Genomic DNA, 11,050 nt, shown 5'->3' on the forward strand with positions numbered 1-11,050 from the left:
TCCTTGGCCTTGGGCACGGTGGTGATGATGCGCTCCTTTTCCAGGAACTCGGTCACCATGGTGCGCAACATGGCCTTGCGGTGGCTGCTGGTGCGGTTCAGCTTGCGGTGTGCTTTACGGTGTCGCATGTCCGTCTATGTCCTTCTTACGCTTCGGCCTCGGGCACCACGGGACGGCCTTTCTCGTCCATCTTCATGCCGAACTGCAGACCCATGTCGGCCAGGATCTCTTTGATCTCGTTGAGCGACTTGCGTCCGAAGTTCTTGGTCTTGAGCATTTCGGCTTCCGACCGCTGAACCAGTTCGCCGATAGTGCGGATGTTGGCGTTCTTGAGGCAGTTATAGGAGCGCACCGAGAGCTCGAGTTCCTCCACGCTCTTGTTGAGGTACTCGTTCATGGCGCTGAACTCGGGATCTTCCTCGCCTTGCCGCTCTTCCGGCTCTTCTTCGAAGTTGATGAAGATGTAGAGCTGGTCCTTGAGGATCTTGGCGGCTTGGGCGATGGCGTCCTCGGGAGCCACGGCTCCGTTGGTGTGGACCTGCAAGATCAGCTTGTCGTAGTCGGTGGAATGTCCCAGGCGGGCCGATTCAACCGCGTAGTTGACCTTGCGCACGGGCGAGTGGATGGAATCGATGGGGATCCAGCCGATGCCGAAGTCCTCTTCGTAGTTCTCGTCGGCCGGCTTGTAGCCGCGCGAATTGTGGACCCGCATTTCCATGCGCACCTCGGCGGTATCGTCCACCGTGCAGATGTGAATGTCGGGGTCGAGAATCTCGATTTCGGGATCGGGCTTGATATCCCCGCTCTTCAGTTCGCCGGCGCCCTTGGATTCCAGGTAGATGGTCTTGGGTTCCTTGGAATGCAGGCGCAGGGGCACTTTCTTGAGGTTGAGAACCACGTCGGTAACGTCTTCTTTGACGCCTTCCATGGAGGAAAACTCATGCAGCACGCTGTCGATCTTGACAGCCGTGATGGCGGCGCCTTCGATGGATGAAAGCAGAATGCGCCGCAGGGCGTTGCCGATGGTGGTTCCGAATCCCCTCTCGAAGGGCTGGGCATAGAAGTAGCCGTAGGTCTCCGACAGGGTGTCGTGCTCGTATGCGAGTCTTTTAGGTTTCTGAAAGCCGTTGGGTAACACTGTATTCACTCCCTTGATCCGATTGCGAACGCCGACGCCGCCGCATCCGAAGCGGGGCGCGGCGTTGAAGAAGGGCGGTCTGCTTTACTTGGAGTACAACTCGACGATGAGAGACTCCTCGATCGGAGCCTGAATCTCCTCGCGGCTGGGCAAATCGAGCACTTCTCCCTTGAAGTTGTCGCTGTCCACGCTCAGCCAGGCCGGGACGCCGCGTCCGCCGATGGCTTCCACGGCGCTGAGGATGAAGGGATTGGTGCGGCTCTTTTCGCGGATGCTGATTTCATCGCCGACATCGACCAGAAAGGAAGGAATGTTGACCTTTCGGCCGTTGACCTGGATGTGCCCATGGCGAACGAGTTGACGGGCCTGGTTGCGCGAAGTGGCGAATCCCAGCCGGAACACCGTATTGTCGAGACGCCGCTCCAGGAACTGAAGCAGCAAGACGCCGGTAATGCCCTTCATCTGGGCGGCTTTTTCGAAGTAACGGCGGAACTGGCGCTCCAGCACTCCGTAGATGCGCTTGACCTTCTGCTTCTCGCGAAGCTGCAGGCCGTAGCCCATCAGTTTGCGCTGGCGCATGGTGCGACCGTGCTCGCCGGGCACGAAATTGCGCTTCTCGACGGCGCACTTGTCAGTAAAGCAGCGCTGACCCTTCAAGAACAATTTCATGCCTTCACGTCTGCACAGGCGGCAGACTGGACCACTATAACGTGCCAACTTGTTTCCTCCGTCTCTCTATCTTGCTCACTACCTTGCGGTGCAAAAATCTCTGGTTGAACTAGACGCGCCGCCGCTTGGGCGGACGGCATCCGTTGTGGGGAATGGGGGTCACGTCGCGGATCGACTTGATTTGCAGCCCCGCCGCCTGCAGCGAACGGATGGCGGCTTCGCGGCCCGAACCGGGCCCTTTGACGCGCACCTCGCAATACTTCATCCCATACTGGTCGCAGGCCATGGCGGCCGCCCGATGAGCGGCTTGAGAGGCCGCGAAGGGGGTCGACTTGCGACTGCCCTTGAAGCCTTCTCCTCCGGCGCTGGAATGCGTCAGGACATTGCCGTCCACATCGGTGATGCAGATCAAGGTGTTGTTGAAAGTGGCCTTGATATGGGCAATGCCGTGGCCGATGACCTTTTTCTCGCGGCGTTTTGCCGGCTTCTTGCCGCCCTTCTTCTTTCCTTTTGCTTTAGCCATCTTGACCCCTGTTTAACGCTTGCGCCTGCGGATTCCCGTCTTCTTGGGACCTTTGCGGGTGCGGGCGTTGGTGTGAGTACGTTGACCGCGCACGGGCAAGCCGCGGCGGTGGCGCAGGCCGCGGTAGCAGCCGATGTCCATCAATCGCTTGATATTGAGCTGAACTTCCTTGCGCAAGTCGCCTTCGATGCGCCCTTCATCCTGCAGAATGAGCTGGATGCGGTTCAATTCCTCGTCGGTCAAGTCCTTGACCTTTTTGTCGGTGTCTACCTTGGCCTTGTCCAGGACGTCCCGCGAGCGGGACTGTCCGATGCCGTAAATGTAGGTCAACGAAATCAAAACCCGCTTGTTGTCGGGAATGTTGACGCCTGCTAAACGTGCCATTGTTCTCCTCGAACCTTCTCCGCAGAGAAAAGCGCTTAGTATAACGAAAAGCGCGGACGAAATCAAAGTCGCGGGCCCAACGCTATCCTTGGCGCTGTTTGTGCTTGGGATTGGTGCAGATCACGCGCACCACGCCGTGACGGCGCACGATCTTGCAGTTCATGCACATCTTTTTCACGGATGCTCTTACTTTCATGATGCTTCTCCTAATTCCACCGACTGCGGATCGCTGAGGATCCAGGGTCCGTTTTCGGTAATGGCCACCGAGTGCTCGAAGTGAGCGCTGCAGCCTCCGTCCACGGTGACCGCCGTCCAGCGGTCCGAGAGGACTTTGACCTGAGGCCCGTCGGTGTTGACCATGGGCTCGATGGCCAGCACCATGCCGGGACGCAGCCGAGGGCCCCGGCCGGGACGCCCGAAGTTGGGCACCTGGGGATCTTCGTGCAGGGAACGGCCGATGCCGTGTCCCACGAATTCCCTCACCACCGAGTAGCCGGCCTCTTCCACGTGGCGCTGCACGGCCGAAGAGATGTCCGACACCCGGTTTCCGGCCACCGCCTGGTCGATGCCGCAGTAGAGCGACTCCTCCGTGATCTTGAGCAGGCGCTGCAGTTCCGGCGAGATGGCGCCCACCGCAAAGGTGCGGGCCGAATCGCCGTGAAATCCCTTCAGGTGAACGCCCACGTCGACGCTGACGATGTCGCCTTCCTTGAGCGTGCGGGGCCCCGGAATGCCGTGCACGATCTCGTCGTTGACCGACACGCAAATGCTGGCCGGAAAGCCGCGGTAGCCCTTGAAGGAAGGCCGTCCGCCGGCTTTCACGATGAGCTCTTCGGCCACCCGGTCAAGCTCACGGGTCTGCAGGCCGGGAGCAATCATCTGGCCCATCTTGTCGAGCACTTGAGCCACCACCAGGTTGGCCTCGCGCATCGCCTCCAGTTCTGAGCGGCCCTTGCACACAATCATGGCTGTTCCTGGCCCAGCCCGCGCTCGACCACACGGCCGACCTCCTGGGCCACGTCCTCGATGGAACGGCTTCCGTCCACCTCGTGGAAACGGCCGCGGTCCCGGTAGTAGTCAATCAGCGGCTGAGTCTCGCGGCGATAGATCCGCAGGCGGTTGCGCACCACCTCTTCGCGGTCGTCCTGTCGCTGGATCAGCTTTTCGCCGCTCTCCTGGCAATACTGTCCCTTGGCGGAAGGCGAGTAGTAGATGTTGTAGACCCGCCCGCTTTCAGGGGCCACGCGGCGTCCTGAAATGCGCTTGACCACCTCTTCGTCGTCGATGGTGATATTGACGGTCAGCAGGGCGGCCCGGCCCAGGATGCCGTCCAGGAACTCGGCTTGCGCCTTGTTGCGCGGATAGCCGTCGAGGATGATTCCTTGCTCCGGGCTTCCCGACTGAAACTTCTCGCGCACCAGTTCCGACACCAGTTCATCGGGGACCAGTTCGCCCCGCTCCATGATGGCCTTGGACTTGAGTCCCAATTCGGTCTCATTGCGCACCGCTTCCCGCAGCAGGTCTCCGGTGGAGACGTGCAGGAATCCGGTGGAGGCGGCCAGGCGCTTGGCCTGGGTGCCCTTGCCCGCTCCCGGCGGGCCCAGCAAAATGACCACGTTTCCAAAACTCATGAGCTTGCTCCCTGCTCCTTCGGACCCTAGCGGCGTCCGCGCAGGCGTCCTTTCTTGAGGAAGCCGTCATAGTGGCGCATGATCAACTGCGATTCGATCTGCTGCACGGTGTCCATGGCCACGCCCACCACGATGAGCAGCGAGGTCCCTCCGAAGTAGAAGGAGACGCCCAGCCCCTCGGTGACGATGCTGAGGTTGTTGCTGTTGAGCCAGTTGTCGAGCGCGGGACCGATCCAGGGAATGGGCTGCACCTTGAATCCGGTGATGAGAAACTCGGGCAACAGGCACACCAGCACCAGGTAGACCGACCCGGCCGCGGTGAGACGGCTGAGGGTCTTGTCGATGAAGTCGGAAGTCCGCTTGCCGGGGCGGATTCCGGGAATGAAACCGCCGTACTTTCGGATGTTCTCGGCCACCTCATCGGGGTTGAAGATGATGCTGACGTAGAAGAAGCAGAAAAAGATGATGGACGTGATGTAGACCAGGTTGTAAACGGGCATGCCCTGCCCCAGGTGGTAAGCCAGTCCCGTCAGCATGTTGGCCAAGAAGCCCTCTCCCTGGAATCCCAGCGCCAGGGTGGAGGGCATGGCCACGATGGAGGCCGCGAAGATGACCGGGATGACGCCGCCCGAGTTGACCTTGAGGGGCAGGTGGGAGCTCTGTCCGCCGTACATGCGGCGTCCCATCATGCGCTTGGCGTATTGAATGGGAATGCGCCGCTGTCCCCTTTCCACGAAGACGATGGCGGCCACCACCGCCACCATCAATATGAGCAGGGCCAGCAGGGTGAAGACGGTGAAGTCGCCGGCCTGCCATCCCACCCACAGGCTCTGAGCGGCCGAGGGCAGGTTGACCACGATTCCGGCGAAGATGATGAGCGAGATGCCGTTGCCGATGCCGCGCTCGGAGATCTGTTCGCCCAGCCACATGACGAAGGTGGTTCCGGTGGTCAGGGTGAGCACCGTGAGCAGGCGGAAGCCCCAGCCCGGGACGGGCACAATGGGGGGCGTCGCCCCCGAATTCTCCAGAGCGAAGGCGGTGGCGAAGCTCTGGAAGATACAGAGAGCCACGGTCAGATAGCGCGTGTACTGGGTGATCTTCTTGCGTCCCAGTTCGCCCTCCTTGGAGAGGCGCTCCAGGTAGGGCCAGACCACCGTCAGCAACTGCAGGATGATGGAGGCCGTGATGTAGGGCATGATGCCCAGCGAGAAGATGGACAGGCGGCTCAGGTTTCCGCCCGAGAAGATGTCCAGGAACCCGAACACGGTTCCGGCCTGCTGCTGGAAGAAGGCCTGCAAGGCGGTGGAGTCGACGCCCGGGGTGGGGATCCAGCTTCCCACCCGGTAGACCGCCAGCAGGGCCAGCATGAAAAAGATCCGCTTGCGCAGATCGGGGATGCTGACGATGTTTCTGACGCTGTTCGCGAGACTGTTTACGTCGGCCATCAGCTCAATTCCTCGACCGTTCCTCCGGCCTTCTCAATCTTTTCCCTGGCGGCGGCGCTGAAGTGATGGGCCTTGACGGTGAGCTTCTTGCTCAGTTCGCCATTGCCCAGAATGCGCAGACCGTCGCCCAGTTTGCGTACGATGCGGCGCTCTTTGAGCACCTCGGGAGACACTTCCTCCCCATCCTGGAAGCGTTCTTCCAGATCGGAGACGTTGAGGACGGCCCACTTCTTGGCGAAGATGTTGGTGAATCCGCGCTTGGGAAGTCGCCGGTAGAGCGGCATCTGGCCGCCCTCGAAGCCGTCCCGGCGGGAATAGCCGGTGCGCGACTTCTGTCCTTTGTGCCCGCGTCCGGACGTCTTGCCGTGGCCCGATCCGGGGCCGCGGCCGATGCGCTTGCGCTTCTTGTTGGCGTCCTTGGGTCGTTTCAGGTTGTGCAGTTCCAAAGTCACGATTCCTCTCCCACGATCTGAACCAGGTGCGGAATCTTGGCCACCATCCCACGCATTTCAGGGGTGTCGGGACATTCCACGACCTGGTAGAGCTTACGGAATCCGAGTCCCCGGACGGTGTCTTTCTGCTTCTGGGGCCGTCCGATGGCACTCCTCACGTACTTGATCTTGAGCGTATCGGTTTTCTTCTTCTTGGCCATTTACAGTTCCTCGACAGCCTTGCCGCGGATGCGGGCCACGTTCTTGGCATCGCGCAGGTTGGTGAGGCCGGTGAAGACGGCCCGCACCACGTTGAGCGGGTTGGGCGAACCCAGCGACTTGGTGACCACGTCGCGGATGCCCGCCGATTCCATGACGGCACGCACGGCCCCGCCGGCGATCACGCCCGTTCCTTCAGGAGCCGGCTTGATGAGCACGCGTCCGGCCCCGAACTTGCCCACGATCTCGTGAGGCACGGTGGTGCCCTTGGTGGGAACGCGTACCAGCGACTTCTTGGCCTTTTCGATGCCCTTGCGGATGGCGGCGGGGACTTCCTTGGCCTTGCCCAGACCGAAGCCCACCTGACCTTGCTGGTCACCCACCACGACCAGGGCCGAAAAGCTCAAATTCTTGCCGCCCTTGACCACTTTGGTCACGCGGTTGATGAAGACCACGTGATCGACAAATTCAACTTCACCACTTTCGACTCTCGCCATGCCTGCTCCTAAAATTTCAATCCGGCTTCGCGAGCCGCATCGGCCAGCGCGCGGACGCGGCCTCGGTAAACATATCCGGAACGGTCGAAGACCACGTTCTCGATGCCCTCTTTCTTGGCCTTCTGGGCAATCGTGCGCCCCACTTCCCTGGCCGACTCGATGTCGGCGCCGCGGTCCTTGCTCAGGGTGGAGGCCGAAGCCAGGGTACGCCCCTGCTCGTCGTCCACAATCTGCACGTAGGTGTGCTTGAGACTGCGGAAGATGCACAGACGAGGACGTTCCGCCGTGCCGGCGATGCGGTTGCGGATTCTCTTTTGCTTCTGCTTTCTTCGATGATTTCTAGATTTAAACTTACTCATGGCTGCTTGCCTCAACACGCCCGCCTCAGGCGCCCTTCTTGCCCACCTTCAGCTTGATGTGCTCGTTCTCGTAGCGGATGCCCTTGCCCTTGTAGACGTCGGGCTTGCGCAAGGCCCGCAGGTCGGCGGCGTACTGCCCCACGGCGGCCTTGTCGGGTCCCTTGATGACCAGGGTTGCCACGTACTGGTTGATGGGCTTCTTGGTGTCGCGGTCGACGTCGACCTCGAAGTCCTCGGGAATGGGCACCTGGACGGGATGAGAATATCCCAGCGTCAGGTTGAGCCATTGACCCTTGACCTCGGCGCGGTAGCCCACGCCCACAACGTCCAGACGCTTCTCGAAGCCCTGCGTGACTCCCAGCACCGAGTTGGCCAGCAGCGCCCGCGCCAATCCGTGCTGGGCGCGCTCGCTGCGGCTGTCGCCGGAACGCTTGAGAACCACTTCGCTGTTTCCGATCTCGGCCTCGATGCCCGGGGGCAGAGGCGAATTCAGCTTGCCTTTGGGGCCTTCCACCCGAAGGCTGCCGTCCTCGACCGACACCTTCACTCCGGAAGGAATCTCAATGGGCATTTTTCCGATGCGTGACATGCTTCACTTTCCTCTCTGACTAGGGCCACCAGGCGGCCAGCAAGTTCACCCACGAGTCAAGTTTCGGTGACCGCGGTGAAGGCCCGATTGCTCTCGGCGGTATGAGGCTGCTCGCTAGTAGATCTCGCAGAGCAGTTCTCCGCCCATCTTCTCCTGGCGCGCCGTCTTGTCGGTCATCAGCCCCTGAGAAGTGGAGAGGATGACGATGCCCAGTCCGCCCTGGGAGCTGGGAATGCGGTCGCGCTTCACGTAAACTCTCCGTCCCGGCTTGCTGATGCGGCGCAGTTTGCGCATGGCCGGCGTGCGGTCGGAGAGATATTTCAAAGCGAGGTTGATGCCCTGGTGGCCGTCCCGTTCGGTCATGCTGTGGCCCAGGATGTAGCCTTCCTCCTCCAGGATCTGAGCGATGGCGTGCTTGATCTTGGAGTAGGGAATGTAAACCGAATCATGGGTCGCCATCTGAGCGTTGCGGATGCGCGTCAGCAGGTCCGCAATGGGGTCTGTCATCGACATCTTATCTGGCTCCTTGCAAGCAGCGGACAGTTACCAACTGGCCTTGGTGACCCCCGGAACTTCTCCATTGAGGGCCAGTTCCCGGAAGCAGATCCGGCACAGCTCGAACCGCCGCAGGTAACCCCGCGCCCGTCCGCAGCGCTGGCACCGGTTGTACCGGCGGACCTTGAACTTGGGCTTTTTCCGCTGTTTCGCTATCAGTGATTTCTTAGCCATTGAATTCTTGTTTCCTCTTGGCCTTGCCTACACGGCGGCGGCTTGCCGGCGCCGCTCTCTCTTGGCGAAGGGCATTCCCAGCTGGGCGAGCAGGAAACGCGCCTCCTGATCGGTTTCGGCGGTGGTCACGATGGTGACGTTCATGCCCCGCAGCTCGGGCGTCTTGGCCAGGTCGATCTCGGCGAAGATGACCTGGTCGGTCAGTCCCAGGGTGTAGTTTCCGCGCCCGTCGAAGGCGTTGGGCGAAACGCCGCGGAAGTCGCGCACACGGGGCAGTCCGATGCTCAAAAGACGGTCCAGGAACTCCCACATGCGGGCCCGGCGCAGGGTGACCTTGAGTCCGATGGGCATGCCCTCGCGCAGGCGGAAGGCGGCGATCGACTTCTTGGCCCGCTTGATGATGGGCTTTTGGCCCGTGATGGCCATCAAGTCGTCGGACGCCTCGTCCAGCACCTTGGCGTTCTGGATGGCTTCCCCCACGCCCATGTTGACCACGATCTTGGTCAGCTTGGGGACCGTCATGGGGTTGGTGTAGCCGAACTCCTTCTCGAGGGCGGGCACCACTTGCTCTTTGTACAGTTGTTGCAGTCTAGCCATGTTGCTAATCCAACGTTTCTCCGGTTTTCTTGTCGACACGAACTTTCTGGCCGTCGCTCAGCAGTTCGTAGCCGATGCGGGCCGGCTCTCCCGTCTGCGGATTGACCACCCGCAGGTTGGAAAGGTGAAGGGGCGCTTCCCGTTCCACCACTCCCCCTTTGATGTTGCGCTGGGGATTGGGCCGGGTGTGGCGCTTGATCATGTTGAGGCCCTCCACGATGGCCCTCTGCTTCTGCGGGTAGACGCGCAGCACCTTGCCGGTGCGGCCGCGGTCCTTGCCCGTGGTCACCAAAACGGTGTCGTTTTTCTTGACGTGAAGCATGTGCGTCTTCGCTCCTTGCTTGCTAGAGCATCTCCGGCGCCAGGGAGACGATCTTCATGAATTGCTTTTCTCTCAGTTCGCGGGCCACCGGTCCGAAGACGCGGGTGCCGATGGGCTCGCGGGCCTTGTTGACCAGTACGGCGGCGTTTTCGTCAAAGCGGATGTAGGTGCCGTCGCGGCGGCGGACTTCCTTCTTCACGCGCACGATGACGGCTTCCACCACTTCGCCCTTCTTGACGTTGCCGTCCGGGGAAGCTTCCTTGACCGAGGCCTTGATGATGTCGCCCAAACCGGCTCCGCGGCCGGTGTCACCGCCCATCGGCCGGATGCAGGCGATCTTGCGGGCCCCGGAATTGTCGGCCACATTCAGCTTGGTCTGCATCTGAATCATGATGACGATCTCCTTGTTGCTAGCGCTTGGCCTTTTCAAGCACTTCTTGTACGATCCAGCGCTTGCGCTTGCTCAGGGGACGGGTTTCCTGGATGCGGACCTTGTCTCCGATGAAGCATTCGTTGTTTTCGTCGTGGGCCATGAACTTGCTGGTGCGGCGGACCGTTTTCTTGTAGAGCTCGTGCTTGACGAGCCGGTCCACGGCCACCATCACTGACTTGTCCATCTTGTTGGAAACCACGCGTCCGACCTTGACGGCGCGTCGCTTCTGAGTCTGTTCCTCTTGCATCGAAACCTCGCGGCTGGGCGCCTATTGGGCGGCGGCCTCTTCTTTCAGTTTCTCGTTCAGAATCGTCTTGCAGCGCGCCAGATCGCGGCGCACCTCGCGCAGCTTGGAGACGTTCTCCAACTGCCCGGTGGCCTTCTGCAGGCGCAGCTTGAAGAGCTGTTCGGCGAGATCGCTGCTCTCGGCCTTCAGGTCTTCGATCCTCATGTCGCGAAATCGTTGAGCTTTCATTTCAACCGTTTCCTATTCGAATCGGTGCACGAACTTGGTCTTGACGGGCAGCTTCTGAGCCGCCAGGCGCATGGCTTCGCGGGCCGTGTCTTCGGGCAGGCCCTCGATCTCGTAGAGGATGCGTCCCGGCTTGATGACGGCCACCCAGCCTTCGGGAGCGCCCTTGCCCTTGCCCATGCGGACTTCAGCCGGCTTGCGGGTGACGGGCGTGTCGGGGAAGATGCGGATCCAGATCTTGCCCGAGCGCTTGGCGTGGCGCGTCATGGCCACACGGGCGGCTTCGATCTGGCGTTCGGAAATCCGTCCCGGCTCCATGGCCTTGAGTCCGAATTCGCCGAAGTCCACCTTGGAACCGCGCAGGGCCTTGCCCTTGGTGCGCCCCTTCATCCGCTTGCGGTACTTGACTTTCTTGGGCATCAACATGGCTTTTTGCTCCTAAACCCTTATGCGGCAGCTTCCCTTTGCTGGCCGCTTGCTTTCTAGTTGCCGCCTCCGCGCTGAGGACGCCGGCGTTCCAGCGTCTGCTCGGGTTCATAAATATCGCCTTTGTAGATCCACACCTTGACGCCGATCACCCCGTAGGTGGTGAAGGCCTGGGCGAATCCGTAA

At 61.1% G+C, this 11,050-nt stretch carries 23 protein-coding genes; all 23 read right to left on the reverse strand.

The annotated features are described in order from the left end of the window. On the reverse strand, window positions 1-128 hold a 128-nt coding region (locus VLU25_21285; protein ID HSR70477.1), incomplete at its 3' end, for a 50S ribosomal protein L17. Between the two features lie 17 nt (window positions 129-145). Further along, a complete protein-coding gene (locus tag VLU25_21290; GenBank protein ID HSR70478.1) occupies window positions 146-1,138 on the reverse strand; it encodes a DNA-directed RNA polymerase subunit alpha in 993 nt (330 codons plus the stop codon). An 84-nt stretch (window positions 1,139-1,222) separates the two neighbouring features. After that, window positions 1,223-1,855, reverse strand: coding sequence for a 30S ribosomal protein S4 (rpsD, locus tag VLU25_21295; GenBank protein ID HSR70479.1), 633 nt, complete (start codon window positions 1,853-1,855; stop codon window positions 1,223-1,225). Between the two features lie 61 nt (window positions 1,856-1,916). After that, a complete protein-coding gene (gene rpsK, locus VLU25_21300) occupies window positions 1,917-2,330 on the reverse strand; it encodes a 30S ribosomal protein S11 (protein HSR70480.1) in 414 nt (137 codons plus the stop codon). Between the two features lie 12 nt (window positions 2,331-2,342). Beyond that, entirely contained in the window at window positions 2,343-2,714 is a 372-nt protein-coding gene (gene rpsM, locus VLU25_21305) for a 30S ribosomal protein S13 (protein ID HSR70481.1), read from the reverse strand. An 82-nt stretch (window positions 2,715-2,796) separates the two neighbouring features. Continuing rightward, window positions 2,797-2,910, reverse strand: a complete 114-nt coding sequence (rpmJ, locus tag VLU25_21310) for a 50S ribosomal protein L36 (protein HSR70482.1) — start codon at window positions 2,908-2,910, stop codon at window positions 2,797-2,799. Next, window positions 2,907-3,680 carry a type I methionyl aminopeptidase gene (gene map, locus VLU25_21315; GenBank protein HSR70483.1) on the reverse strand — a complete coding sequence of 258 codons (774 nt, stop codon included), beginning with the start codon at window positions 3,678-3,680 and terminating at the stop codon, window positions 2,907-2,909. Before map ends, rpmJ begins: the two co-directional genes overlap by 4 nt. Beyond that, window positions 3,677-4,345 (reverse strand): adenylate kinase, encoded by a 669-nt coding sequence (locus VLU25_21320; protein ID HSR70484.1) that lies wholly within the window; start codon window positions 4,343-4,345, stop codon window positions 3,677-3,679. The genes map and VLU25_21320 overlap by 4 nt, the downstream gene beginning before the upstream one ends. A gap of 26 nt (window positions 4,346-4,371) precedes the next feature. Further along, window positions 4,372-5,790 carry a preprotein translocase subunit SecY gene (gene secY / locus VLU25_21325; protein HSR70485.1) on the reverse strand — a complete coding sequence of 473 codons (1,419 nt, stop codon included), beginning with the start codon at window positions 5,788-5,790 and terminating at the stop codon, window positions 4,372-4,374. After that, the gene (gene rplO / locus VLU25_21330; protein HSR70486.1) at window positions 5,790-6,236 is read right to left on the reverse strand and encodes a 50S ribosomal protein L15; all 447 of its coding nucleotides are present in this window, start codon (window positions 6,234-6,236) and stop codon (window positions 5,790-5,792) included. Before rplO ends, secY begins: the two co-directional genes overlap by 1 nt. A gap of 2 nt (window positions 6,237-6,238) precedes the next feature. Then, window positions 6,239-6,442: a 50S ribosomal protein L30 gene (gene rpmD, locus VLU25_21335; protein ID HSR70487.1), complete on the reverse strand. Its 204-nt coding sequence runs from the start codon at window positions 6,440-6,442 to the stop codon at window positions 6,239-6,241. After that, window positions 6,443-6,937 carry a 30S ribosomal protein S5 gene (gene rpsE / locus VLU25_21340; GenBank protein ID HSR70488.1) on the reverse strand — a complete coding sequence of 165 codons (495 nt, stop codon included), beginning with the start codon at window positions 6,935-6,937 and terminating at the stop codon, window positions 6,443-6,445. It lies immediately after the preceding gene. Between the two features lie 8 nt (window positions 6,938-6,945). Beyond that, entirely contained in the window at window positions 6,946-7,296 is a 351-nt protein-coding gene (rplR, locus tag VLU25_21345; protein ID HSR70489.1) for a 50S ribosomal protein L18, read from the reverse strand. Between the two features lie 25 nt (window positions 7,297-7,321). Next, window positions 7,322-7,885, reverse strand: a complete 564-nt coding sequence (gene rplF, locus VLU25_21350) for a 50S ribosomal protein L6 (GenBank protein HSR70490.1) — start codon at window positions 7,883-7,885, stop codon at window positions 7,322-7,324. A gap of 114 nt (window positions 7,886-7,999) precedes the next feature. Next, window positions 8,000-8,398: a 30S ribosomal protein S8 gene (rpsH, locus tag VLU25_21355; GenBank protein HSR70491.1), complete on the reverse strand. Its 399-nt coding sequence runs from the start codon at window positions 8,396-8,398 to the stop codon at window positions 8,000-8,002. A 30-nt stretch (window positions 8,399-8,428) separates the two neighbouring features. Then, on the reverse strand, window positions 8,429-8,614 hold the full coding sequence (locus VLU25_21360; protein ID HSR70492.1) for a type Z 30S ribosomal protein S14: 186 nt from the start codon (window positions 8,612-8,614) through the stop codon (window positions 8,429-8,431). Window positions 8,615-8,641: 27 nt separating this feature from the next. Next, on the reverse strand, window positions 8,642-9,211 hold the full coding sequence (gene rplE, locus VLU25_21365; GenBank protein HSR70493.1) for a 50S ribosomal protein L5: 570 nt from the start codon (window positions 9,209-9,211) through the stop codon (window positions 8,642-8,644). Window positions 9,212-9,215: 4 nt separating this feature from the next. Then, the gene (gene rplX / locus VLU25_21370) at window positions 9,216-9,533 is read right to left on the reverse strand and encodes a 50S ribosomal protein L24 (GenBank protein ID HSR70494.1); all 318 of its coding nucleotides are present in this window, start codon (window positions 9,531-9,533) and stop codon (window positions 9,216-9,218) included. Between the two features lie 22 nt (window positions 9,534-9,555). Next, window positions 9,556-9,924 carry a 50S ribosomal protein L14 gene (gene rplN / locus VLU25_21375; GenBank protein HSR70495.1) on the reverse strand — a complete coding sequence of 123 codons (369 nt, stop codon included), beginning with the start codon at window positions 9,922-9,924 and terminating at the stop codon, window positions 9,556-9,558. Window positions 9,925-9,943: 19 nt separating this feature from the next. Beyond that, entirely contained in the window at window positions 9,944-10,213 is a 270-nt protein-coding gene (gene rpsQ / locus VLU25_21380) for a 30S ribosomal protein S17 (protein HSR70496.1), read from the reverse strand. A 21-nt stretch (window positions 10,214-10,234) separates the two neighbouring features. Then, window positions 10,235-10,441: a 50S ribosomal protein L29 gene (gene rpmC / locus VLU25_21385; GenBank protein HSR70497.1), complete on the reverse strand. Its 207-nt coding sequence runs from the start codon at window positions 10,439-10,441 to the stop codon at window positions 10,235-10,237. A gap of 12 nt (window positions 10,442-10,453) precedes the next feature. Continuing rightward, window positions 10,454-10,864 (reverse strand): 50S ribosomal protein L16, encoded by a 411-nt coding sequence (gene rplP / locus VLU25_21390; protein ID HSR70498.1) that lies wholly within the window; start codon window positions 10,862-10,864, stop codon window positions 10,454-10,456. A gap of 56 nt (window positions 10,865-10,920) precedes the next feature. Further along, on the reverse strand, window positions 10,921-11,050 hold a 130-nt coding region (locus VLU25_21395), incomplete at its 5' end, for a 30S ribosomal protein S3 (protein ID HSR70499.1).

This window comes from Acidobacteriota bacterium, assembly GCA_035471785.1.
Classification (GTDB): Bacteria; Acidobacteriota; UBA6911; order RPQK01; family DATIPO01; genus JANQFM01.